At 36.1% G+C, this 25696-nt stretch carries 29 protein-coding genes; 15 read left to right on the plus strand and 14 right to left on the minus strand.

Annotation, left to right across the window (positions count from 1 at the left end; genetic code table 11):
* Nucleotides 1–21: 21 nt before the first annotated feature.
* From A1D26_RS02675 to A1D26_RS02695, 5 genes are all read right to left on the minus strand, one after another.
* The gene (locus A1D26_RS02675) at nt 22–330 is read right to left on the minus strand and encodes a hypothetical protein (protein ID WP_157402552.1); all 309 of its coding nucleotides are present in this window, start codon (nt 328–330) and stop codon (nt 22–24) included.
* 79 nt (nt 331–409) lie between these two features.
* Nucleotides 410–763, minus strand: coding sequence for a DUF4431 domain-containing protein (locus tag A1D26_RS02680; protein WP_157402553.1), 354 nt, complete (start codon nt 761–763; stop codon nt 410–412).
* A gap of 12 nt (nt 764–775) precedes the next feature.
* Nucleotides 776–2746: an integrating conjugative element protein gene (locus A1D26_RS02685; protein WP_157402554.1), complete on the minus strand. Its 1971-nt coding sequence runs from the start codon at nt 2744–2746 to the stop codon at nt 776–778.
* Nucleotides 2747–2764: 18 nt separating this feature from the next.
* The gene (locus A1D26_RS02690) at nt 2765–3739 is read right to left on the minus strand and encodes a TIGR03756 family integrating conjugative element protein (RefSeq protein ID WP_157402555.1); all 975 of its coding nucleotides are present in this window, start codon (nt 3737–3739) and stop codon (nt 2765–2767) included.
* Nucleotides 3740–3741: 2 nt separating this feature from the next.
* A complete protein-coding gene (locus A1D26_RS02695) occupies nt 3742–4167 on the minus strand; it encodes a TIGR03757 family integrating conjugative element protein (protein ID WP_157402556.1) in 426 nt (141 codons plus the stop codon).
* Nucleotides 4168–4555: 388 nt separating this feature from the next.
* Here A1D26_RS02695 and A1D26_RS02700 point away from each other — a divergent pair, with 388 nt between their 5' ends.
* The 12 genes from A1D26_RS02700 to A1D26_RS02745 all read left to right on the plus strand — a co-directional run bounded on the left by A1D26_RS02700 (nt 4556) and on the right by A1D26_RS02745 (nt 11367).
* A complete protein-coding gene (locus tag A1D26_RS02700) occupies nt 4556–4900 on the plus strand; it encodes a hypothetical protein (protein ID WP_157402557.1) in 345 nt (114 codons plus the stop codon).
* 72 nt (nt 4901–4972) lie between these two features.
* Complete coding sequence (locus A1D26_RS02705; RefSeq protein ID WP_157402558.1) at nt 4973–5227, plus strand: hemophilus-specific protein; 255 nt, start codon at nt 4973–4975, stop codon at nt 5225–5227.
* Nucleotides 5220–5456, plus strand: a complete 237-nt coding sequence (locus A1D26_RS02710; protein WP_157402559.1) for a hypothetical protein — start codon at nt 5220–5222, stop codon at nt 5454–5456. The genes A1D26_RS02705 and A1D26_RS02710 overlap by 8 nt, the downstream gene beginning before the upstream one ends.
* 40 nt (nt 5457–5496) lie before the next feature.
* Entirely contained in the window at nt 5497–5628 is a 132-nt protein-coding gene (locus A1D26_RS09665) for a hypothetical protein (protein ID WP_262508701.1), read from the plus strand.
* A gap of 122 nt (nt 5629–5750) precedes the next feature.
* The gene (locus tag A1D26_RS02715; RefSeq protein WP_198303056.1) at nt 5751–6635 is read left to right on the plus strand and encodes a hypothetical protein; all 885 of its coding nucleotides are present in this window, start codon (nt 5751–5753) and stop codon (nt 6633–6635) included.
* 89 nt (nt 6636–6724) lie between these two features.
* Nucleotides 6725–7696, plus strand: a complete 972-nt coding sequence (locus tag A1D26_RS02720) for an ArdC family protein (protein ID WP_157402560.1) — start codon at nt 6725–6727, stop codon at nt 7694–7696.
* Between the two features lie 82 nt (nt 7697–7778).
* Entirely contained in the window at nt 7779–7967 is a 189-nt protein-coding gene (locus tag A1D26_RS02725; protein WP_157402561.1) for a hypothetical protein, read from the plus strand.
* A 74-nt stretch (nt 7968–8041) separates the two neighbouring features.
* Nucleotides 8042–8284 (plus strand): hypothetical protein, encoded by a 243-nt coding sequence (locus tag A1D26_RS02730; RefSeq protein ID WP_157402562.1) that lies wholly within the window; start codon nt 8042–8044, stop codon nt 8282–8284.
* On the plus strand, nt 8275–8397 hold the full coding sequence (locus A1D26_RS09670; protein WP_262508700.1) for a hypothetical protein: 123 nt from the start codon (nt 8275–8277) through the stop codon (nt 8395–8397). The genes A1D26_RS02730 and A1D26_RS09670 overlap by 10 nt, the downstream gene beginning before the upstream one ends.
* 107 nt (nt 8398–8504) lie before the next feature.
* Nucleotides 8505–9149 carry a DUF1281 family ferredoxin-like fold protein gene (locus A1D26_RS02735; protein WP_232516789.1) on the plus strand — a complete coding sequence of 215 codons (645 nt, stop codon included), beginning with the start codon at nt 8505–8507 and terminating at the stop codon, nt 9147–9149.
* Nucleotides 9150–9473: 324 nt separating this feature from the next.
* Complete coding sequence (locus A1D26_RS02740) at nt 9474–10817, plus strand: AAA family ATPase (RefSeq protein WP_157402563.1); 1344 nt, start codon at nt 9474–9476, stop codon at nt 10815–10817.
* Entirely contained in the window at nt 10783–11367 is a 585-nt protein-coding gene (locus tag A1D26_RS02745) for an HNH endonuclease family protein (protein ID WP_157402564.1), read from the plus strand. Before A1D26_RS02740 ends, A1D26_RS02745 begins: the two co-directional genes overlap by 35 nt.
* A 345-nt stretch (nt 11368–11712) precedes the next feature.
* On the opposite strand, the gene A1D26_RS02750 is transcribed toward A1D26_RS02745, so the two are convergent.
* Nucleotides 11713–12369, minus strand: a complete 657-nt coding sequence (locus A1D26_RS02750; RefSeq protein ID WP_157402565.1) for a recombinase family protein — start codon at nt 12367–12369, stop codon at nt 11713–11715.
* A 279-nt stretch (nt 12370–12648) separates the two neighbouring features.
* On the opposite strand from A1D26_RS02750, the gene A1D26_RS02755 reads away from it, so the two are divergent.
* A complete protein-coding gene (locus tag A1D26_RS02755) occupies nt 12649–12939 on the plus strand; it encodes a hypothetical protein (RefSeq protein ID WP_198303058.1) in 291 nt (96 codons plus the stop codon).
* A gap of 105 nt (nt 12940–13044) precedes the next feature.
* On the opposite strand, the gene A1D26_RS02760 is transcribed toward A1D26_RS02755, so the two are convergent.
* Nucleotides 13045–13827, minus strand: coding sequence for an Abi family protein (locus A1D26_RS02760; RefSeq protein ID WP_198303067.1), 783 nt, complete (start codon nt 13825–13827; stop codon nt 13045–13047).
* Nucleotides 13828–13974: 147 nt separating this feature from the next.
* A complete protein-coding gene (locus A1D26_RS02765) occupies nt 13975–14931 on the minus strand; it encodes a DUF6685 family protein (protein WP_157402568.1) in 957 nt (318 codons plus the stop codon).
* Nucleotides 14932–15061: 130 nt separating this feature from the next.
* Between A1D26_RS02765 and mobH the strand changes: the two genes are divergently transcribed.
* Nucleotides 15062–17113, plus strand: coding sequence for a MobH family relaxase (gene mobH, locus A1D26_RS02770; RefSeq protein WP_157402569.1), 2052 nt, complete (start codon nt 15062–15064; stop codon nt 17111–17113).
* A 159-nt stretch (nt 17114–17272) separates the two neighbouring features.
* A complete protein-coding gene (locus A1D26_RS09680; protein WP_394370227.1) occupies nt 17273–18010 on the plus strand; it encodes a tyrosine-type recombinase/integrase in 738 nt (245 codons plus the stop codon).
* A 527-nt stretch (nt 18011–18537) separates the two neighbouring features.
* Here the strand turns inward: A1D26_RS09680 and clpB are convergent.
* The 6 genes from clpB to A1D26_RS02805 form a co-directional block, all read right to left on the minus strand.
* Complete coding sequence (gene clpB / locus A1D26_RS02780) at nt 18538–21111, minus strand: ATP-dependent chaperone ClpB (protein ID WP_157402571.1); 2574 nt, start codon at nt 21109–21111, stop codon at nt 18538–18540.
* Nucleotides 21112–21239: 128 nt separating this feature from the next.
* Complete coding sequence (locus A1D26_RS02785; RefSeq protein WP_157402572.1) at nt 21240–21992, minus strand: TatD family hydrolase; 753 nt, start codon at nt 21990–21992, stop codon at nt 21240–21242.
* A gap of 350 nt (nt 21993–22342) precedes the next feature.
* Nucleotides 22343–23230 (minus strand): 4-hydroxy-tetrahydrodipicolinate synthase, encoded by an 888-nt coding sequence (gene dapA / locus A1D26_RS02790; RefSeq protein WP_157402573.1) that lies wholly within the window; start codon nt 23228–23230, stop codon nt 22343–22345.
* A 113-nt stretch (nt 23231–23343) separates the two neighbouring features.
* Complete coding sequence (locus A1D26_RS02795; protein ID WP_157402574.1) at nt 23344–23862, minus strand: GNAT family N-acetyltransferase; 519 nt, start codon at nt 23860–23862, stop codon at nt 23344–23346.
* 12 nt (nt 23863–23874) lie between these two features.
* Entirely contained in the window at nt 23875–24693 is an 819-nt protein-coding gene (locus tag A1D26_RS02800; RefSeq protein ID WP_157402575.1) for a pyridoxal phosphatase, read from the minus strand.
* Nucleotides 24694–24766: 73 nt separating this feature from the next.
* Nucleotides 24767–25615, minus strand: a complete 849-nt coding sequence (locus A1D26_RS02805; RefSeq protein WP_157402576.1) for an OmpA family protein — start codon at nt 25613–25615, stop codon at nt 24767–24769.
* Nucleotides 25616–25696: the final 81 nt, after the last annotated feature.

A 25696-nucleotide genomic window follows, 5' to 3' on the forward strand; every position in this document is an offset into this window, starting at 1 on the left:
TACGAACTACGCCTTTTTCTATTAAAAATCGTCATCATCGTCAACTTTGACCCCATTTACGTAGAATCCAAAACCAGAATAACCATTCTCCCAACCGTCTTTAGAATCATCATATATACGAGATGAACTGCGACTCAAAAATCTTGACGCCAGTTCAAGAGTTACCTTAGAAACACAGCTTACCATAAATGTTTTAGCGCATTCCCAAGATTCTTGAGCTGCCTTCTCATCGTAAAATTCATCTCCCCAAGTGTTATTACTTTCTTGAGTTTCTGCAAGAAGCTCACTATAACGATTTTTTAATTTAGTTAATTTATCCTTAATTGGCATATTTCACCTCATAAAGTATAATTTTAGTGATAGGTAATAACTAGAAGTAGTAGTGATTACCTATCGTAACCTAGGCTATTTACTTACACTTTTTATAGGACTCTAACTCAATTAACACATCTGTTTTATGATGCGCTGTATGAGCTCCAAATAGTTGCCCTTTAACTTCAACGCAACCGAGGGGAAGCTTTTCTTTTGTCCATACAATTTGTATTTTCTGTGCTCGTTCTACAGGGCTATATGTTCCATCTGAATCAGTCCCTAATACAGTAGAAATAGGCTTGGTAAGTAGAAGCATGGGATAGCCATTTTCTTTTTGAATTGTACCTTGTAGCGTTACTGGAGTATCGTATTCTACCTTATTGGGATTCATTGCAAATGATACTGTTCCGAATGAACCCAGTAAAAATAAAGAAACTAGCAATTTTCTCATAGTGTTACTCTCCTAATTAATATTGGTTGTTGTACCTTCTTTCCAACCCTCTTTTTTTGTTATTGCATCAACAATAACTGCTCGTTGATTATCAGTTAGACTACTCATTTTTGTACTAGCAGGCAAGCCTAATTTATTTGTAACAAAAGAAATATAAGCGGCGGTATTATTTTCGGATGGAGGTGCATATCTAGATATTGCTCCTTCAATAGTATTATTACGATAATACTTGCCCTCTTTCAATAAATTAACTATTGCTTGCTTACCAATTTCGGGAGTAGGGAATATAGCGAAACCGCTAGGGCCAACTCCAATAGCACCATTAGCTTTTGCCCAATCACTCATTCTGATATTACCAGGGTTATTATTTCTCCAAGCTAAAGTACCACCTTCTCTTTTAACAAGTTTGCCATCTGAAGTTCGGTATATTGTAGCTCTTCCATCGGCATATGCGTCTTTAGATTGGAATTTTTGTAATGATGGAGATAGGTTTGTATTAGAGCTTGTATTAGATATATTATTTCCAACGGAATACTTGCCATTCAAATGTCCTAGACCACCAGACGATTCGGGAATTGGTAAGTAAATGTAAGTATCCTTCGCACTAAATCCACCTTGGTTACTATTATCTAGGGCATCACTACCTGCAAGCTCAGATAAATGACCTAACAGCTTTCCATTATCAGAGGCATTACTATCTAGTACTTGTTGTTGCTCAGATACACGGTTATTAATAATGGCAATAGCTGTATTCGTTGAAATAAATTTTTGCAGATCCATTTCCATTCTAATTTGTTCAATCTCTTGATCAAGCCTTTTTAATGAGACTTCAAGATCTTTTTGAGCTTCTTCATTAGATGCTACATTTGGTTCTTTCATCCCAACTAGAATAACTCGACGTAGAACTAAGGCTTTTTCAAGCTCGTGTGATATGGCTAATTCTTGTGCCAAACGAGCACCTAAAATTGTAGCGTCAGGAGATTCCCGTAACGATTCGATTAAACCTCGAGTTACAGCAATAGTTGATGTACTTAATGAGTTTAGTTGTTCTGCGGTAATAGTATTAGCATTAAGGGTTTCTTCCAGTTTTTTCATTTTTTCAATGGTTCTAGATTCTATCTCTGGAGCAAGTCCTGTACCAGGTTGAGATTTGGTAGGGGCTCCGCAATCATCACAGGTGGTTAGCGTCCTATCACCTAGAATTTTACGCCCATATTCTGCAGCATCTTCTGGTGATGTCCATTCTGTACATAAACGTCCGTCACATTGCGTGATGGCACTTTTCTCGGTTGCTTTACGCCCAACAGACATATTAAATCCAGCACTAATAACATCTTTGAGAATCTCAATGGGCTTTTGCCCTTTACCTCCATGTTTTTCACCACCTATCCAAGTAATCCCTTTTTCTCCCTGTTCTTTTTCTAACTGCTTTTTAGCTTTTTTAGCGTCTGGTTCATTAGCGGTAATATCTTTGTAGTTTTCTAAACCAGCAGCTTTAGCCCATTTACTATCCATTACATAGTCAGCTAGTTTTTCAGACATTTCCTCACAGCTAGTTTTAAGTGAGTCAAAATCGAGTTTGGCTTGGTACATACCATTAGATAGTAAATCATATAATTGGGGATTAGCCCGTTGAATGATCATTGCTGGCAAGCTTGCTACAGCTCCTGTTGCTGATTGAATAACGTTGCTATAGAGATCTTTAAATCCCTCCGTAATTCCATTTAATTGGTTTTTTACCGTTGTTTTAATATCGAAATTACCGCAAGTTAAATTTGATTTCCAACCAAAGCCTAAGGCTAGCTCATTAGGACGTCTGCGACTAGGTGGGGGCATTACAGCTGAACCACCACCTATTTGATAAAATACTTTGTCAGAAAGAACTGTTCCTTGAACGTAATCTGTATTAGCTTGGCTGTATGTACAAGCAAAACCAATTGTCAGACAAACTGTAAGCGTATGTAATTTTGTCTTTAATTTCATAGTATTCCTCGTTTATATCTATTGAGTATGTGTGCTAATCCAATCAGTATTACCTAGAAAGACCTGTCCACGTTTTTTACAACAAGCGTAAGGTCTCCATAGTGCCCAGCTGTAATTTTCTTTACTTGAGAGTTTGTCACTATAGGTACTAGACGCGCCTCCATCAGGGAAAATAGAACAACTATTTTCTGTTTTAGGGCTTAACATTTGCCATCTATGTGTCTTTTTATTACCTTCCTCAACCTCTTTAGGATACCACTTACCATCACGACTATTTTTCTTTGTCAGTGGGTAGTAAATATGTAATTGACCATTACGACTGATAATATCAGCGATGCGTTGTGCTACGACTGCCGCTGCTTTATAGTCGTGAGTTTGAGTAACACTACCTGATCTTGGATAGATGTTTCCCCATAAGTCTCCATTTGCTTTAACTTCCCTCATCGTAGGAGTAGTTGATTCAGGATAAAACATTTCTGGCATACCGAGGTTCCAAGCAAAGAAATCTAAGCTGCTCAGAAAATAAGGTACATATCCTGTTGTTTGACTTTCACAAGTGTATCCACTACTACCAATTGCTTGTAAAACAAATCCGCCTGGATGACCAATAGCCTCCCCATTTTTGAATGTATATTGTGTATACATCTTACTTGGTGTTTGATGTTGCCCCCCCATTGCTCCCTTATTTAGCTGTTGTACTTCTGTCCAGGGGCTATGATTATCGTGATTATATGTAGACACAACCACTTCAGGAATGAAGTGAGAAATTTTAGTCGAGGTTTTTACGCTACATTTCCAATAGGTACATTTGAGCCAAAAACACACTCCAACCACTTGATAGTTCATACACGAGTTATCACCAATTGCACTAGCTATCGTTGCTCCATTTATCTCATTTCCGATGGCTTGCGTAGTACTAGGTGTGAGATATAGTGGGAGTGAACAACTTAATATAAGATAAGAATAAAAGTGATGAATCTTTTTAGAAAACATATCTACTCCGAAGCATTTTTATAAATCAGAATGGCTTTATTTATGTCAGTACTTCCATATACAACCATTGGCTCTTTACGACTATGCTGAAAGACTATAGCTGGTACTTTCATTACCCCTAGTTTCCATCCCTCAATAATACCTATGTATGCTTGTTGTAAATCGCTCTGAAATTTTTTACCTTGGGGGCTATGTAACCATTTTTTAGCTTGTTCAGCTGCTTTTTCAGGAATCGTACTAAATACATCTCCTTGCCCTTCTTCAATATTTTCTACGGCATCAAGATAATAAATGTGATGAGCAAGCGTAGAATCTTGAATAAGGTAATTCTGTGTGGTGAACACAGTCACACTAACATCAGATGGTAGTGGGGTTGCCCAAATCATTGGTGAGAATAATGTCAGAGCAAGAGTTTTGGTGTAACGCATAATCTCTCCTAATGAGAATTTTTCAGCATTACCTTAAAAATTTGATGGAAAAAATGGTAGGGATAAATCTGTTTAAAATTTGGATAATTTTTTGCTTGAAAAAACTATCTATTGCGGGAAAAGACTTTTTAATTGTGCATTTATACTAATCAATAATAATAGGCTTAACTTTAGCTATCGTGGATAGCAAAGCAGGTAGTCTGAGTCTACAAGACTACGCTTTACGGTGGTAAAGTGACTCAAACTCTCAAATGTTCCTCAGCGTTCTGAAAAGGACTCCGAGTATTCGGGAACGCATACTTTACACATCCAACCTGTTCAGGGAAAAATTATTCCCTGTGGGTAATTTCTCCTTGAACGTTTTTTTAACATCAATGGAGAACTCTTTATGAGCAATTCACGTACTCAAAATTTGGATTTATTTGATCCATTTGAATCTCAACCAAAATCTATCTTCAATAAATTGGGAAATAAACTCGGCGGTATTGCGGTTTCGACAAAAAAATTCGCAACGAAAAAATACCTAGAGATGACCCAAGGTATCAATCAACGTATTGCAGAAGAAGATGAACAACTTCAAGCTGAAATATTTTCTCACCTTGAAGCACAAGCGGAAGAATTTGAACAAGAGCTTAGCCAACGTCAAAAACGTTGGTTTTGGATTTCGTTTATTCTCACTCTGGTATCATTTTGTATCGGAGCTGTGGGAGCGTTCTTCCTTTTAACAAAATAATTATTAACCCATTGGGGAAATGTTTTTCCCGATGGGGCGGCATTTCCCCTTTTTTATTTAAAGGAATGAAAAATGCCAAAAAAAATTAACATTTTATTCTCCGCTATTGGAGATGTTCTTCCAAAGAACTGGAAAGAAAAACCTGATTGTTTATCTGAATTAACAGAGAGTGCATTAAATGCGTGGAAAAATCGTGAACCGCTTGAAAAAACGGTAAGGTTTTTGCATAAAATGCCAAAACAGAACGGTTTACATTTTCGATTCTTTACAGTTACCGAGCAGGAAAATGGCTCATTATTAGTTTCTAGAGGAGGCAATAATGGGTAAATATAAGAACTTTTTGTATAAGTTAAATCCCAAAGTGCTATCACGTATTGGTGATGACTTAAGGCAAGGGGGATCACTGGTTGGTGCAGGTGTGACTGGTATGATTATTTTATCTGACGATGTCTCGGCATCTGAAGGTGGGGTCATTATTGCAATAGGTCTATTTATGTGGATAATGGGACATCTATGTATCTATGCTGCAGAAAAGATTGAGTGTATTAACCAGTAATACATCTAGAAGAACATAACATAGGAGAGGAGAAAAACTTATGACACCAGTACAGTTTGTTATTGCTGTATTAGGCTCATTAGCTTTAGTTGCAGGGATCTTTGTCGGTCTTGTCTATTGGGCAAACTGGGACATTATCACTAGGGACTGGAAAAAAGAGACTAAAAGATAATCAACCATTCATTTTTACACTAAAAACCTAATCAATCGGATTATTTGATTAGGTTTTTAATCATCCCACGGGGAAACATTTCCTCGTGGACGTGTTTCCCCATTTTTATTTGGAGAAACACAATGAAAATTTTAACCACTTATTTTAACTCTCAATTAGTTAATGCTGGCCTGCCTGATAACCTTGAGATCAATTGGTCTCTGAGTTATTGTCAAGGTGATGGCGTAGCATTTTATGGTACGTTGTATTCTAGCTATTGGAATGATTTATTTAAAAAAATCTACCCAGAGCAAAAACGTAAACAACGTATGTTTGAGAGACTATTGAAATCTATTTTAGATTGGGAAAATTATTACCATAAGATTGTAATCTATCGCAATCAATTTGGATATCGTTACGCCCATTTCAACACGATGGAGATTGATGCTCCACAAGCTGAAAATCTCAGTTTCTTTTATGATGTAGAGGCTAAAAAGGAATGGTATTTTTCTGCAGATAATGTGTATAAATACCAAGCTCTATGGAATGATTTTATCACTGATTTAGAAGAATATATTCGAGACCTATCTAAACGCTTAGAAAGCGAGGGGTATCAAATTATTGAGGCTACGCCTTATGAATCAGAGGTAGCTTATAAATTTGAAACGAAAAATTATCGAGTCGAATTAATAACTGATCCACTTCCATTTTACGATCATCATTTTGAAACCCATATGTACGATTGTGATTTTGAAAATATTGAAACCCTTTGTGGCGAAGCCTTAAAAGGACGAGTTCGTTTCGTTAATGTTTATGCTCAGGTATTGGATAAGAAAACAGGAATTGCTTTAGGAGAGGATTACTTTGGTTCATTAACATATGATCCTAAAGATAAATCTCTAAGAGGTTATCGCCAAATTCTTATTCGAGAAGCTATTAAAGCAGCAAGAGCAGATGATGGTTTAATTAGCCGTCAAGCACAGCTGATGAGAAAAACTCAAAGTTCACAACCTTATACAGTCAACTAACTGATTGCCAAGCAACAGTTTTCTACCCCCATAGGGAATACCGTCCCTAATGGGGAATGCGTGTTCCCTTTTTCTTTGGAGAACACGTTATGAATAATCAAACTACACAACAAAATACTAAATTTGATCTATACCAAAACATAACCGATAGAATCGTTATGGCTCTTGAGACAGGAACTGCACCTTGGTTAAAACCGTGGTCGAATACAGAGAGTAAATTAACTTTACCTCGTAATGCGATTTCTAACCGTTATTATAATGGTGTAAATGTGCTATTACTGTGGCTTGCTGCGGCTGAAAATGGATATCGTCAATCTAAATGGATTACGATGAAAGCGGCAAACGATCTAGGGGCTCGTATTCGCAAAGGTGAGAAAGCTACACTAGTAGTTAATTACAATCCTGTTGAGAAAGAAAAACTCGATGAAGATGGTAATGTTGTCTTAGATGATCAAGGCAATCCAGAAATGGTGCGTTTTTCATTTATCAAAAACCATTATCTCTTCAATATTGAACAGTGTGAAAATTTACCTGCTCAGTATTATGATGTAATTGACGAAACACAATCTCAGCCTGAACAGCAATATCAAAAATTTGCAGAGATTAGACAAATTGTTGAAGGTATTAATTTAACCGTTGAGGTGAAACCGAGCAATAAAGCGTTTTATCATCCCAAAGTAGATACTGTAGTGATGCCTGAGATGAAACAATTCAACTCAGAAGAGGGATTTTACAGTGTCCTTTTACACGAGATGACCCATTCGACAGGGCATAAAGATCGTCTCAATCGAGAAGGCATTACTTCAGGTAAAGCCAAATTCGGTAACGATATTTATGCATTTGAAGAACTTGTTGCTGAAATGGGCGGCGCATTTTTATGTGCTTATCTTGGCTTTGATACGGTACCACAAAATGCAAGTTATATTGAAAGCTGGATTAAGGTATTAAAAGAGGATAAACGAGCAATATTCCGTGCATCGGGTAAAGCTCGTGAAGCGTGTGATTATATGTTGGATACACTTAAAGTGATGCAACAATATGAACGCCTTAATGCAGCATAACTAATCATTGCCGAAAGGCATTTCCCTAGGGGATACCTATTCCCCTAGGGCATAGTGTATCTCCCTCATTTTGGAGAATACTATGAATACTATACCTCGCAGACATAATAATTGGCTCATTATCGGTAGAGATGGTAATGGGATACGACATAAAGAACGTTTTTTATTCTATTCTCGTCGTAATGCCATTCGATTGTTTCGGGAAAAACACAAATGTGTTGGTAAACACGGAGCAATTGAAACTGTGATTCCACAATTTGGCTGGTATTAATCAGTCTTCCCATAGGGATATTCAATCCCTGTGGGCATTGTGTATCCCTTTTATTGACTTAAATGGAGAACACAATGTTTAACTTAAACTTGTTTAGACGACCCATTGAGCTTTCAACACTTGAATCTTGGTCTAAATTCTGTGATGATGTCGGTAAAGTTGCATTTATTGCAATTCCACCGATGATTTACAGTAATTACGCACTTAGTATCAAAGTTGGGAATATTATCGCTTTATTGGTGATAACCTATGGCTTCTTACTAGCAGCTAGAAAAATCCGTCAATTTATTGATAAGGAGAAAACAAAATGGGATTAACAATAGGTCTTTGGTTTATTGCTTTTGTCGGTGTTGCACTTGTTATTTGGGCTAATAGCTTATTAAAAGAGCAAGAAGAGCGTCATAAAGCATTGAAAGAATCGAAAAAATAGCACCTTTTAAACTCAATGTGGCACGTTATTAGTGTCGCATTATCTTTTAACCCTTGGGGTACATTGCCCCAAGGCAAATGTACCCCCATTATATTTAGGAGTACATTATGCCAAATTGGTGTCAAAATAAACTACAGGTCACTTGCCCTCCAGAACAGATTGAGCGAGTTAAAACCAAACTATTTACCCAAAGTGATAATAGACAATGGTTATTAGATTTTAGTCTCATTGTGCCGATGCCTAGCTCTCTTTATATTGAAAGTGGTAGCAGTTGTGATAAAGCGATGCGTTTTCTCACGCTCTCAAAAAATAAGCGAATTGATCGTTGGTTGCTTAGACACTACATTAACCCATCACAAGTTGATCGTATTTATGCCAAAGTAAAACGCCAACGTTGGAACATTGGGAGTTTTATTCAATGGCTTAAAACACGTCCTGATGAGCAACAAATGTTGTGGCTAGATTTAGTGCTTGGAGAGCAGTATTTATCAAACATAAAACAATATGGCTATAAGGACTGGTATGACTGGTCCCTTCGAAATTGGGGATGTAAATGTAATGTTAATCCCGATAACTGCGAAGTTATTTTTGAAGAAGATAGCATTTTCTGTTTATTTGATACACCGTGGAAACCTCCCCACGCTTGGTTTAAATCATTATGTGTAGCATTACCTCATATTGAATTTACCCTCTCATTTTTTGAGCCTGGTATGTGGTTTGCAGGTAAATATATTGCAAATTTAGATGGCTAATGTAGCAAAATCTATATAGATGAGGATGATATTGAGAGATTTGCCGAGGACGTTTTTGATGAGGAATTCTTATGGTAATAACTTAGATGGTTACTATCAATAACAGTGGTGTCTTAACGCAAAAATACTATGATTTTCTTGGTGCGGTATTTATGAGCCTTAGAGATGGTGTTTTTTATTAACTATACAGAAAGCGACCAAAGTGTCGTTTTTTTCTAATTGAAAAGTCAAAACTTATTGATTATTTATTATTTTGTCACAAAATATTTTGATATACTGACTTCTAGGCTTTACAAGAATTATTGATTAGAAACTGAGGGAAACATGATCAAATCGTTAAAGTTAGTTAATGTTGGACCCATGCCTAACCTAGACTTGGAATTAGGTAACCGTCTTAATATTCTTACTGGAGATAATGGTTTAGGTAAGTCATTTTTACTTGATATTATGTGGTGGTCTTTAACAAGAAGTTGGCCACAAAATATCAACCCAAAGATTCAAAATGGTTATGTAGCAAAACCGATAGATTTAAAAAATCCCGCAGAAATTAGATTTTCTCTCTTAGGGAAAACACAACGAGAAAAGAGTTACGAAGCAACTTATTCTCCTAGAGATGAAATTTGGGTTGGCAAAGCAGGTAGACCTATCAATCCTGGATTAGTGATTTACTCAATGAGTGATGGAAGCTTTGCTTTATGGGACCCAGCAAGAAATTATTGGCGCAACATATGGGAATCTAATCACGATTCGGGAATGAATGATAAATCTAGACCTGCTGCCTATGTTTACTCTCAATTAGAGATTTGGGAAGGTGCAGCTGGTGAAAATGGTAAAGAGCGTTTCTCTGGATTATTGTACGATTGGGCTTTATGGCAATCTGGCAACTCTGAGTATTTTCTACAGCTTCAATCTGTCTTAAAATCACTATCTACTAGGGAAGAACCCTTAGTCCTAGGAAAACTTCGTCGATTTTCATTAGATGACGACCGTCTTTATCCAACTATAAAAACAACATATGGGCAGGAGGTGTTACTTCCTCACGCTTCCTCAGGAATAAAACGAATAGTCGCCTTAGCTTATTTTTTAGTCCATGCTTGGAAAAAACACTGCGAGAACGCTGAATTAATCGGAGAAACACCAACTAACCAAATTACTTTTCTGATTGATGAAGTAGAAGCCCATCTACACCCTAAATGGCAGAGGCAGATTATCCCTGCAATATTAAAAGTAATGACTGATTTATCTAAAAATGCAACAACCCAATTGGTCACGGCAACACATTCACCTCTGATAATGGCTTCATTGGAGCCTTTATTTAAAAAAGCACAAGATTTGTGGATTGATTTTGATTTGCTGGAAGGAAAAATTGAAGTAAGGCAAGAACCATTTACTAAATTAGGAAGTGTAAATAATTGGTTAGAAAGTGAAGCATTTAACCTACAATCGAGTTATGCACTAGAATATGAACAACTTATTGATGAGGCGAGAGAATTAATTAGTTCTAGGAGAAATATGCGACCAACCAACGAACAAATAGAAAATATGAGAGAAAAGCTAGCCAATGCACTAGAACCCACAGATCCGTTTTTATTTTATTGGCGTTCTATTTGCGAGAAGAAAGGATACTTGAAGCGTGTTGAAGATATCTATAGTTCAAGAACCAACTGATTTTGATATAACAGTTAGACAACCTGGAGAGCAATGGCTAAGAAAGCATCCAAATGCGAAACCTGCAGATTATAGAGACTATTGGGTAAAATGTTTACCTGGCTTGAATAGGATTTATAAGGGCATTTGTTGCTATTATGGAATTTTCATTGAAAGAGCTACAGGTGGAGAAACTGTAGATCATTATTTACCTAAATCTAAATACCCACATTTAGCATATGAATGGGAAAATTTTAGATATTCATCTATTAAGGCAAATAGCAGAAAGGGCAATTATTTAGATGTTATTGACCCCACAAAATTACCCTCTATAAATACATTTATGCTAGATTTTTCAACAGGGGAACTTTATTACGATGATATCTATCCACTTTCAATAAAGAGCTTGCTTGATTCGACAATAAGTCGCTTAAAATTAAATGATAAAGATTTATGTAATGCAAGACTGGAACACTATGCAGCATATTTAAGGAATGAAATTACAGACACGGGATTACGAGCTAGAAGCCCATTTGTATATCAAGAAGCAGTCCGTCAGCAGTTAATATAATCCCATTATCTTATTGATGATAATGAGCTAATATTTTACTAACAAACAGTAGCCACCTTAGAAATAAGGTGGCTAAATTATTTTATATTTTCAACTGTGTTTTCCAATAAATATTCACTGATAGTTTCTTGAATAAGGATATTCATTTCTTCATCATGGCTTTCATAATAAATATCGCCATAATCTCATCTCAACTCCCAGCGAATTTCCGCTTCCAGTTGTTGTATTTCTGATTTAGTCACCCAAAATCTCCCATCAAAAAAATGATAAGGCACTCCCAATAGCGATATAAAGAAAAATTTTGGCAATTAGCAAAATATCCATAATTTTCCCCTTATTCAAAAGTTAATACTTTTGGTTATCTTTAAACTTTCTCCACACACGCTGAACCGTACTTTCGCTAACATTCAAAGCCTTTGCTGTTTTAGTTATTGAAATACCATTCTTACGATGCTGGATAATCGACTTATGCAATTCTACATTTGGCTGCCGACCACGATATCGCCCTTGCTGTTTAGCTAATTCAATTCCTTGATGCTGCCTTATTTTTCTTTTGCGATAGTCATCGTGTGCAATACTAACTGCCAACTTAAAAAACATATTTTGCATTGCTATGAATAAGTCAGACATAAGAAAGCCAGGGTCAAAATTCTCCGATGAGTGACCTAAATCCTTTGATATTGTTTCAAAATCAAATACCTCTGGCACTTGTATTTTTGCCCCTTTAGCTCTAATAGCATCAATAAGCTCCAATGCTTTCTTCGGCTCCAACCTTGTTAGTCGATCAATACTTTCTGCAACAACAATATCGTTTGGCTGTAAATCACCAATCAATCTATACAATTCGGGTCGTTGCTCCCATTCAGTCACACCAGAAATTTTTTCTCTATAAACAGCTGCAACATAAAATCCCTTAGTTCGAGTATCCTCGATAAGTTTTTCCTGTCGCTGTAAATCTTGCTGATCCGTAGAGACTCTCATATAAATTCTTGCTGTCAGCATTTACTACCTTCATTTAACTCTGTGAATTGTGCCACTGGCATTTAAGTCTATATTCTTTCTATATACCCCTAGCATTTAGTACTTATCTGATAGGGTTATTTATCTATACCCTAATGACCGTACCCATTTTGCAACAACCCACAGAAATTCAAAATAATTAAGTCTTAGCAAAATATTTATAGTTTTTGGTTGAAGCAGTCTAAAAATTTAAAAACACTGAAAAAAATTTCTTGATGGCTGTAAAAAATGATTCGGAATATTCTACGTATACTTTCTGTAATGTTATGGGCAGATTTAACATTAGCTGAAGCAAATGTGTTGCCGTTATGTCACGCTGATCCGATGTACTCTGAATATAACTATGGAGGTATTTGGGAGCGTGATGAAGATGGTGAGTTGGTTTGTAACTTTTGGCAATTTCTACCAGATGGGGAAAATGAGCGTCCAACTACAATAATCGGATCAGAAGAAAGTGAAGAAAGTGATTTTTACATTACACCCGAAAACAATGATACTGATGAAGTCATTGAATATTATGATTATGGTGACTCTGATTTATCCGATGAGTAAAACTGGAAACTCATAAAGGGAAAAGGCTTTATAAGGGGAGAAGGGGCAAGGGTAAACCGCTCCGCAGGGCGGAGCGGCCCTACCCGAAAGGGCCTTTAAAAAGGGCTAAAGGGCTTGTTTAAAACGTTCTTGTACTAAACTATATAGATAAGGAGTTAACAAATTGATAGTATTGATTAATATTGGATCTACATATCCCAAAACAGTCCTAATATCTTTTATTGTTTGTTCAATGTTGTTTTTAAAAATAGGCTCATTATGGCATACCCGATTTCTAAGTTTTCTTAATGATGTAGTTATATCGTACACTTTTTCAATTGTATCTGATGAATTCATATATGGAAACGCCTTTTTGTAATTATATTTCCATAGAGAGCTATGTTTTTTTGTAAGTAGATCTTCCCAAAAGCCGAAATTCATTTTAGCAACCACTTTGCCTTTCGGAATACCGCTAATATTGACTTTATTATTTCGAGTTCCCGTTGTGTTATTTATTAATGTATATGGTTCTTGTGTACTTGGAATCAATGAGTTAATAGTTTCGATGAAATTTTCAGCTGTAGACATACTTAATGAAAAGATAAACTGGTTATTAAAGATACTGTAAGGGTAATACTTATAATCAATAACTTTCATTATTGCATTTCTAAGGACAACTTCGTAGAAACCTAAGAGTGATAGCAATGCACCTGCCATCTGATTGTTCCAGATATATAACTGTAATGCTTTCTCTTTATTGTGTTCCTCAATTCGTAAGATATCTTCTGCATCCATTTTATCTGTATATTGATTTGGATACTGTTCTTTGAATGTTTCACAACGTTCTGTTGATATAAATGGTTCAATATGCGTAATATTTAACTTAATTGTCATTTTTTTTTGTTGCACCTATCTAGGTATTGATATAGAATTAGCCCCGACTTTAAGGATGTGAAGATGAGAAACTAATGTTTATTAGTAGGCTCGGACCCCTTTTAGCACAAGATGATAGTAAAGCCTCTAGTGTCACAACTAGGGGCTTTATGCTTTATGTTATTAGTATAATTGTTTTTCTTGTAATTCCAAAATTTCTTTAAGATCATTGAGATTGTCTGTTTGTTTACCCAATAACCCAGAGAAATACTCTTTACAGTCTAGCATTTCACATTGTTTAAATAGTTCAACAATACTTCTAGCTTTAACATCATCTTTGTAGAAAGCAATTAGTTTTGAATTCCTTGCTGTTTCATCTACCGAGTTGTAATTGAAATCAAGTGGAATTGATATAAAAGTTATTCTTAGATTAAGAAGTATATCCTGCAAGCGATTATTCTTATCTGCATCAGAGGTAGAAACTAAGAAAACCTCATATTTGCTGAATAATTCGTTATAAACTTTCTCATCTATACCATTCACTTCTAATGTAACTGTAAGTGGAATTTGTTTTTGTAACAATCTAGCAATATATCGTGCAGCACAGAAATGATGGCTACCGCCCTCGTTATGCCAAGTGAATTCTCTGCTCCATAAATCACAAGTTACATTTTGGTCATTACAGTGGAAAATTTTACTCTCGTAATGAGATAAATTTTTGTTGAGCCACTCCAATGTAATTTCAGGAATTAAATCTTGGCTATTGGTAATAACAAGTTCATCTAGGCTATTTATTGCTAGTAAATCAGATTTGGATGATGAAATGTTGTTGATAGTTTGTAATTCCAACCTATGGTTAGGATATGTGTGTGCATAGCTTAATTTGTTGAATAACTGTGCCAATTCATCTTTACGAGATGAACTACCCATACCTTCATTTTTACGGAAACGCCATTCAATGCAATGTTTACTCAAGTGTTTCCAAAAGAATCGCCTATATCCCAATCCAATAGTTTTCATATTAACCTTGAAGGAGTCAGTTTGGAGTAATTCTTGTAACATTTCTCTTTCTAAGGCTTCATATTTGAAGTGTATTAAAACTTTGCGTAAAAAAGGTCTTTGTTTAAAAAAGTTTCGCATCAGATTTACCTCTATATTTGAGAATTACCAGTATTATAGGAACTAATAAATTAGTTTCACTAATTTATTCTTTTTTCACCCATTAAAACTTGTTTTAATGAATTAATGATTATTTCATCTATTACATATTATGCTGAATATTATAAGAAAACTTGTCAAAAAACCTAAATCAGACATATCAGAGTCTAAAACTAAGGAAATTACAGAAGGATGGCATCAACCATTACCTGCAGCAGAATTATTAAATACACCACTTAGACAGCAATACTTATCGACTATTTGGCAAAATGTGTCTATGACGCCTGAAATGTTTAAGACTTTTTATAGGGAGCCAATAGAGAAGTATGCTGAAATGGTTCAGTTATTGCCCGCATCAGAATCTCACCATCATTCTCATATAGGTGGAATGCTCGATCACGGTCTGGAAGTCATATCTATAGCAGCAAAATTAAGACAAAGTTATATTCTGCCTCAGAATGCGATTCCTGAAGAACAATCTAAGCAACGAGATGTGTGGACTGCAGTTGTTATTTATGCGGCACTACTACACGATATTGGCAAATGTGCTGTTGATATTGAAGTTGTTTTAAGGGATGGAAGTAGATGGTTTCCCTGGCAAGGTATACCAAAACAGCCATATAACTTTCGTTATATAAAAGGTAGAAATTATGATTTACACCCTGCGTTAGGTGGTTTTTTTGCCAACTTACTTATCCCTAAATCAGCATTTGATTGGATTGCCCCGTTTCCTAAGGCTTTCTCTGATCTAATGTATTTTGTTGCTGGTCATACTGATAAATCAGGGATTCTGTCTGAAATTATACAAAAAGCAGATCAAATTAGTGTTACGATGGCTTTAGGCGGTGATCCTAATAAGCTAGCAGAAAAACCTCAAATGTCTTTTGCCAAACAATTATTAATTGCTTTACGCCAGGTTATTGAGAACTACAAATTCAATACCCAACAAGGAGGATGCGATGGTTGGCTAACGCATGATGGACTATGGGTAATGAGTAAAAGCACTGCTGATAATATTCGAGCTGTTTTGATAAAACAAGGCATTGCAGTGCCTAGTCAAAATGGGAAGTTATTTGATGAGTTACAAACGCATAAGTTGATTGATATTACTTCTGATGGAAAAGCGATTTGGAGTTGTAAAGTAACTTCTAATCAAGGCTGGACACACGATAAGCCTTTTTCATTATTGAGAATACCTGCCCATATAGTTTGGGAAAGTATTGATGATCGCCCAACGCTATTTGAAGGTAGAGTTGAATTTAATGGTAATGTTGACTCACAAGGGGGTAATGAACTACTTCATATGGATGTAACATCCCCACCTTTAACAACACAAAACAATAGTGAGATTGATCCAAATATTAATCAATCAGTGTCAATTATGGAAGATATTCCACAAGCCGAATCCTCTGGGGCAGATTTTGAATCGCCTATAGTAGAAAATGTAGAGATGTTGAGTGGAATAGCGATTAAACATACATCACAACCAGTAGAAAATATCAATACAGATACATCCTTAGAATTTGTCCTAGATATGTTCCCTGTGTCAGGTATTGAAAGTATAAATACTGAGTCAGTAAATCAGACTTCAGTAATAATTGAGCCAGTAATAGATGCTGCCACTATTAATAATGAAACAGTAGCAGAGCAACAAAGACCACAACAAAAATTGAAATCAGAGGGTAGTTCAAAGAAAGCTAGAGTAACAAAAACCAATGTGTCCAAAGCCAATACAGATATAGACATATCGAATGAGCAATATGATACTAACCCAGAGTTAGATCCACTAAAATTCATTGATTGGATAAAGGCTGGAATTATTTCAGGTAGTCTTTTTGTGAACCGTCCAAATGCAGTAATACATAAGGTAGAGGATCATCTATTTCTTGTTACGCCAAGTATATTTAAGATATATTTGAGAGATGTAGTGAAGCGCACTGATACGGCATCATGGGAGTTACTACAGAAGCGTTTCCAAACTCTAGGCATACACCGTAGACAGCACCTTGAAGGGGATAGCCGAAATATTTGGAAATGTTCAGTGATTGGACCTAATAAGAAATCAGAATTAAGTGGTTTTTTGATTCAGGATCCTAAATTACTTATTGGGGACAAGATTTTTTTAAACAACCAATGGTTGACATTACGAGGAGAATTGAAATGACTTTTGACCAATTTCTAGAAATGTTTTTTAAAATATAAGAACTTGCGACCTAATACCGTGAGAAGCTATAAAAATGTAGTTACTCAATTATTGAATCAATATCCAAATTTAAAACCGCAAGAAATTACAGATGAACATATCATTGAGTGGCGAAATATTATGCTTCAGAAAGCAAAACCCATTAGTTGGAATAATTATGCTCGTCACCTGAGAAGTATCTATAATTTTGGCATTGAAAATGAACTATTGATATTTAGAAAGAATCCTTTCAAAGCCTTTTTTGTGAGAGAGGGTAAAGAGAAAAAGAAAACGTATACTGATGCAGAATTAAAAGTTATAGACGGTCTATTTGATAATGAGTACTGGCTTGATCGGTATCTTTCCCCTAGGTGGTTTATAGCTGCAATAATCAAAGTGTTTCGATATACAGGTATGCGTCAAAGTCAGCTAGTAAATTTAAAAATTCAAGACATTGACTTATCTAGACGAGTTATCTGTATTTCCTCAACAACAAATAAAAATCACAATTATCACGAAATTCCTATATCCACTCATTTATATCCTTTTTTGGAAAAAATGGTTTATGAAATGAAAATACGTAAGCGGGTTGGCACAGATCAGTTATTTAATTTAAATGTTGTTTCTCGTAGAACATTAAACCGTAAACGAAATATGTCAGTGCATCAATTAGAAAACATCTTCAGGCATATATCAAAGATAGTAGGGTTTCGTGTTTCATCTCACCGTTTTCGACATACCATAGCTACTAAATTAATGAAGAATCCTGATAATTTATATATAACAAAGCAACTATTAGGGCATTCTGATCTCAAAGTAACGCTAAGCTATATTGAATATCATAGTGATATGCTTAGATCTTGCGTAGATAAATTATAGATGGTTATAGCAAAATGTAGGAGATTAAATTGGAGTTAGCCTTCTACATTTTTATTGATCTATATAAAAATTATACCATTCTTCCAGTCTTGTAAAATCACAACAGAAATTTTCAAAACCAAAGCGTCTTGTAATTAAATTGAGATAATATTCACATAACGAAAATTTTCTAGTCTTCTAGGCTTTACACGAAGTTTTTTCTGAGTAGAATGGATCCTGTTTAGAGTGAAAAATACTCTGAACACGATCCCTTTTTTTAATATAGCCTGGTATCTTGGACGGATGATTCAAAATCCGCCGCCCTTAAAAGCGTGTCGGTTCGAGTCCGACCACTGGCACCAACCCATTATTTTAGCTTTTCGTGACCTTTCGTAAAAAATAACATCTCCTAATAATCAAAAGCCTTCAAAATTTTTGACTTGTGTTTTAGTGGTGTAATGGAAAAAATAGCTGCTGATTTAAGTATAATGAAAAAATTCATCTGTAGAAGATCAGAACCGATCCTCTACAGCTTATATATTAAACCCTTACTGCACCGCAATAATTTGTCCATTTTGGTAATCAACTACAACATCTTTATTCGGTAGCAATTTACCTGATAGAATTTGCTGTGCAAGTGAGTTTTCCACTTCTTGTTGAATAGCTCGTTTAAGCGGTCTTGCTCCAAAGAGAGGATCAAAGCCTGCATTACCAATATGATCAACTGCGGCATCTGTTACGGTAACGTGATAACCACGTTCCGCCATACGTTTAATTAAGCGTTGTAATTGAATTCGAGCAATTGCACGAATATTCGCTTTATCTAGTGGGTGGAATACCACAGTTTCATCAATACGGTTAATAAACTCTGGTCGGAAATGTTGCCCGACGACACTCATTACGATATTTTTCATCTCGTCATAGCTCATATTCTCTGCATTTTCTTGAATCAAATGTGACCCTAAATTTGATGTCATAATGACAACAGTATTGCGAAAATCAACGGTTCTACCCTGTCCATCGGTTAAACGCCCATCATCAAGTACCTGAAGTAAAATGTTAAATACATCAGGGTGTGCTTTTTCTACTTCATCAAGCAGGATAACCGAATATGGACGGCGACGAACAGCTTCAGTTAAATATCCACCTTCTTCATAACCTACATATCCTGGTGGAGCTCCAACTAAGCGAGATACACTATGCTTTTCCATAAACTCTGACATATCAATACGCACCATTGCATCTTCACTATCAAATAAGAAGTTAGCAAGGGTTTTACAGAGTTCCGTTTTACCGACACCTGTTGGCCCTAAGAATAAGAAAGATCCGATTGGTCGATTTGGGTCAGACAGTCCAGCTCGGCTACGACGAATCGCATTCGCTACCGCATCTACCGCTTCTGATTGTCCAATCACACGTTTATGTAAAACGTCTTCCATTTTAAGCAGTTTCTCTTTTTCTCCTTCCATCATTTTAGAGACTGGAATACCCGTTGCTTTTGAAAGCACTTCGGCAATTTCTTCATCAGTTACTTTGGTTCTTAATAACTGATTTTCCGCATTTTCATCTTCTCGTTTTTGTGCTTCTGCAAGCTGTTTCTCCAAATCAGGAATAACACCATATTGCAGTTCAGCCATTTTCTCAAAGTTATTCTCACGACGAGCTTGTTCCATTTTCAAACGAGCATCTTCTAATTTCTCTTTAATATTCTGAGTACCTAATAAGGCAGACTTTTCTGCTTTCCAAACGTCTTCTAATTCCGCATATTCACGCTCACGAGCGGTGAGATCTTGGGTTAATTTTGCAAGTCTTTGGCGACTGGCTTCATCATCTTCTTTTTGCAGTGCTTGTTGCTCTAATTTTAGTTGGATAATACGGCGTTCCAAACGATCTAATGGCTCAGGCTTAGAATCAATTTCCATACGCAAGCTAGATGCCGCTTCATCAATTAAATCAATCGCTTTATCGGGTAACTGGCGATCTGAAATATAACGATGCGAGAGTGTCGCAGCCGCTACGATTGCAGGGTCAGTAATTTGAACGTGATGATGAAGTTCATAGCGTTCTTTTAATCCACGCAAAATAGCGATGGTATCTTCCACTGTCGGCTCATCAACCAACACTTTCTGGAAACGACGTTCAAGAGCCGCATCTTTCTCAATATATTGGCGATATTCATCAAGTGTTGTCGCTCCAACACAGTGTAATTCTCCACGAGCAAGAGAAGGCTTGAGTAAATTGCCTGCGTCCATTGCACCATCGGTTTTTCCTGCACCCACCATTGTATGAATTTCATCAATAAAGAGAATAACTTGTCCTTCTTCTTTGGCTAATTCATTTAATACCGCTTTTAGACGCTCTTCAAACTCACCACGATATTTTGCCCCTGCAATCAATGCGCCCATATCTAATGAGAGAACTCGTTTATTTTTTAAGCCTTCAGGCACTTCATTATTCACAATACGTTGTGCCAAACCTTCTACAATCGCTGTTTTACCTACCCCTGGTTCACCAATCAGCACAGGATTATTTTTGGTTCGACGCTGTAAAACTTGAACAGCTCGGCGAATTTCTTCATCGCGTCCGATAACAGGATCTAACTTGCCACTTTTTGCTCTTTCTGTTAGATCAATTGTATATTTTTGCAATGCTTGACGAGTTTCTTCTGCATTTTGACTGTTCACGTTTTCTCCCCCACGAATTTGTTTAATTGCCGAACTAATTTTTTCTTTCGTTAATCCATACTGCTTGAATAATTTGCCTACTTCGCCATTATCATCTAATAGAGCTAAGACAAATAACTCTGACGATACAAAACTATCGCCAAATTGCTGAGCTAATTTATCGCATTGATTTAATAAGCGGAAAAGCTGCTGTGAAGGCTGAATATTCGTGCCTTCCACTTGCGGAAAACGCTGTATAATCGTTTCCAATTCTTGAGCCAATTTAGCTGGTACCACATTTAATGTACTCAATAACGGAGCAACCGAACCATCATTTTGTTTTAATAATGCTAACAATAAATGTGCTGGTTCAATGTAGGCATTATCTTTTCCAACTGCAATAGACTGTGCATCTGCAATCGCAGATTGGAATTTACTGGTAAATCTATCAATATTCATATTTTTCCTCAAAATTCTTCTGTTGTTGAACATTCTGACATTGAGAGATTGAACCCTCTCTTAACAAAACAATAAATTGGGATTGTCAAGTCAATTTCAAGTAAAAATGTGAATAAGATCACAAAATCTTATTTAATTGAATAAAAATCAAGTAAATTCAATCTTGTCTGGCTAATGACAGACAAAACAGATAAACCTTTTAATCTTGCAATTTGCTCAATAGCAGCCCTAAGCTGTTTTTCAATTTCAATTGGCTCAAAACCTTGATGTAGCCAAGGCGCATCGGTTTCAATCATTAGGCGAGAAAGGGGAAATTGCTTTACCACCCTTTGTGTTTTAGGATTATGTAGAATATCTGGGGTTACGCTAACGTAATACGGCGTATGCAAAACTTCATTTAACATTTCATCACTGGCTTTAAACCAATGAAAATGAGCTTTCTTTACTTGATACTTACTCAGTAAGGACAAAGCAATATCCGTATCATCATATACAATGTGCAAATTTAGTGGCAAATCATACCGCTTACTGAGCTGAATAAATTGTTCAAATAAATCAATATAAGGCTGATAATCTAAATTTGGTTGTGTTTGTTTTAGATAGTAAGGCAACCCCACTTCTCCACAAGCGGTCAGATATTGATGATTTTTCGCAATCCAATCGAACAAGCGATTTTGTTCATTTTCAGTCGGTAAATCTTGTTCAGGGTGAAAACCAGCACAGCAATAGATATGTGGAAAACGATTCTTTAAAGATAGCAAACGTTCGCTACTTTCCAAATTCGTTGCTACAGCAATGAACCCTTGTAAATTGGGGTTAGCACAAATCTGAATAATTTGTTCATCTGAAAATTGATCTAAATGAATATGTCCATCAAACATTGTTTAAATTACATTCTAAAAATAAGTAATCCTTAGTATAAATTTAATTCGTATTTGTTCTAAGACTTCTTTTCAAATTTTTGATTTATATCACATTTTTCTAAATGCTTATCATCATTCACATCACTGCTATCGGTAAGCGATAAATCAGGTATAACAGCACCTGAATCGATTGAACTGTGCTTAGGAATTATTTTGTGGCTAATGTCGATTGCTAGTTATGATAATCTATTTAATACACAATCACACAAATTTACAAAATTTAGTTTTTCATAAACTAGTCACATAAATATCCAAATATAAAGGCCGTTCTGTATGATACTGAACGGCCTTTATACGATTACTAGAAATTATACTAAACCTGCTTGCTGTAAGGCTGCTAATACTTTCGGTTGAGCAGATTCAGAAAGCGTAGTTAATGGTAAGCGTAATGTTGGCTGACTAATTAGCCCCATTTTGTAGGCAGCCCATTTCACTGGAATTGGATTTGCTTCAACAAAAAGATCGCGATGTAACGCCATTAAACGCTGGTTAATTTGTTCTGCTTCTTCAAACTCACCTGCTAATGCTAAATTACACATTTTTGCCATATCCGCAGCTGCAAGATTATTTGTAACAGAAATAACGCCTTGTCCACCAAGTTTCATTGACTCTAACCCAGTAGAATCATCGCCACTTAAGAAAATAAAATCATCGCCTGCAAGCTGTTTAATCAACGGCAGGCGACTTAAATCACCCGTTGCTTCTTTAATACCAACGATATTTGGAATTTTTGCCAAACGCCCTACTGTTTCAGGTTTTAAGTCACTTCCTGTACGACTAGGAACATTATAAAGGAGTTGTGGTAAATCGGTACTTTCTGCAATTGCTTTATAGTGTAAGTACATTCCTTCTTGGGTTGGTTTATTGTAATAAGGAACTACACTTAAACAGCCTGCAACACCACTATCTGCTAATAATTTAGTCATCACAATCGCTTCGCTTGTTGCATTAGAACCTGTCCCAGCAATAATCGGAATACGTCCTGCTGCATATTCCACCGCTTTTTTAATCACTTTAACATTTTCATCAATACTTAATGTTGTAGATTCCCCTGTAGTACCGACAGAAACAATAGCGTGAGTGCCTGATTGAATATGAAATTCAATTAAATTTTTTAATTCATCGAAATTGATTTCACCCTCATTCATTGGCGTAAGCAGTGCAACAATACTGCCTGAAAAAAGTGGTTTTGCCATTTGTAGCTCCTGGATATTTTTATTGTTTTAAAATTATGAGTAGCTTGCAAAATTCAGTTTAAATATGCAAGCATTTTCTTAGATTTTTGCGAATTTTTGCTCAAATTCTACCGCTATTCAATCCCTTTTTGATAAGACATCATCACTAACGTTCGCCATTTATCTTTTCCTTGTTCATCTTTCCCCATATTTGCAATATTTGGGAAACGCCCCCAACACTCAAATTGATGTTTCTTCATTAAATTCATACTGACTTGATTCAATTCAAAGACATAAGCCATTAGGGTATTGATGCCACAAGAGAGCATCTGATCTTGCATATACTGAATAATTTGAGAACCGTAGCCTTTGCCTTTGGCACTTTGGTCAAGGTAAATACTAATTTCAGATGTATGCACAAACGCAGGGCGTTCATAAAAAGGAGAAAAACTAAACCAACCTACGACATTCTCATCTTCAACTACGGTCCAAAGTGGATATTTTTCGCTGTTGAGATGAAAATCAAACCATCCTTGGCGACTTTCAACTGTCGCAAAATAGAGATCGGCAGTGACTTGATGAGTGGGAATTGCCTGGTTGTAAATGGCTAAAATAGCTTCAAAATCCGATGGAACGGCTTTACGGATCTGCATGTTAAATCATCCTTATAATGATAATAGTTGAGTTAATTCACGAGCAATGCTGTCTTCATTATTTGATCCAATCGTTTTCTTCGCACTTTGCTGAACTTCTGATTCAGATTCACCCATTGCAATTCCCATACCCACTAATTGCAACATACTGATATCATTAAAATTATCACCAAATGCAATCACATTTTTAGGATCAATACCTTCTCGTTTTAGCAACTCTGCCAAACAAGCACCTTTACTGTTTCCTTGAGCTGTAATATCTACCCTATCCACCCAAGACCACTCAGCACTAAATTGATCAAGCGGTAATTTTTCCACAAAATTTTGCATTTTTTGTCTATCTGGGTCGCTAATCAACACCTTCCAAATAAGTGTATTTCCATCTAAAAAATCTTCAAAACGAGAAACCTGATGCACATCAGGACGTACCTTTTCATCACAACTATTTACCCAAGTGAGTAATTTGTTGAAATGGGTATTTAGTACTTCATAAGTCATACTATCTCGAGTATAAACGGCAGTATGAATATGCTCCGCCTTCGCAGAGGAAATAAGATAACTAGCTTGTTCTGTTGTTAATGGTTTCGCAGCAAGCACTTCGTCTTTTTGGAAATCATAAAGGTAAGTACCATTACAACAAACAACAGGCGTATCTAATCCTAACTCTGCATAATAAGGACGTACTGCCGTATGATGTCTGCCTGTTACAATAAAAACTTTAAGCCCTTTTTGTTGAGCTTGTTGGATTGCGAATTTGCTTGAGTTTAAGATTGTGCCTTGACTAGAAAGCAACGTGCCATCTAAGTCGAAAGCAATAGCTTGATAAGACATATAATTCTCCCAAAATAAAAAAGGATGATTACTCATCCTTTCTATTTTACGCTTTCATTGCCAATTTCGGTAATTATTTATTACCGTTGTATGCAGGAGTTTGATAAAGTGGAGCTGGACCATTTGGACCCGCAACATTACCACCTTCATTTTGTTTTAACACGCCACCATTTGCAGAAATTTCTACACGACGGTTTGGACGTAAGCAATCACGTAACGCTTGGCCTGACTCACCATCACAAGCTTTAACTTGGCTTGCTTTACCATAACCAACAGCATCTAACTGTGCTGTTACGCCTTGCTGAATTAAACGCGCTTTTACAGTATTTGCACGACGTTGTGATAGATCTAAGTTATATGCTTCTGAACCTAAACGGTCTGTATAACCTGCAATTTTAGCTTGTTGAGCACCTGATGATTTTAATTGTGCAGCAACGCTATCAACAACTTCTTTACCTTTTGCAGTTAATACATCTTTGTCAAAATCAAATAAGAAGTCACCGCTTAAGTTATAAGATGAGTTACCATTACAACCATTTGGATACCAGAAGAAACTTTGTGCGTTCATGTTTTTGTCAAATAAGATTTTGTATTGACAAATTTTGTGTACGCCGTTTTCACGATAGTTAAATGCATAATCCCACTCACGAACGCCATATAAGCCTTCTTCAAAGTGTGGGCGTCCGATTAGGTTATAAAGTTGGTCTTTATTCATACCACGTTCGATTTGACGAACATTTTCCCAGTTTGGCCAAGAACCAAATTGAGAACCATCGTGGTTAAATTCTGACTCAGAAATTTTGGGGAATACTGGGTTTTCTGTTGTACCTTCATCAGATACTTTGCTTAGGTTACCACAAGCAGCAACTGCTAATGCAACACTTGTTAATAATAAGCCACGAAAAATTTTAGTTTCTTTCATTTTTAGGTTATTCCTTGTGAAATTTTATCTAAAAGATAATTGATATGTCTCTGATAACCAAATTGGCATAGAGTTCTAGCG

Source organism: Ursidibacter maritimus (genome assembly GCF_009761395.1).
GTDB lineage: Bacteria > Pseudomonadota > Gammaproteobacteria > Enterobacterales > Pasteurellaceae > Ursidibacter > Ursidibacter maritimus.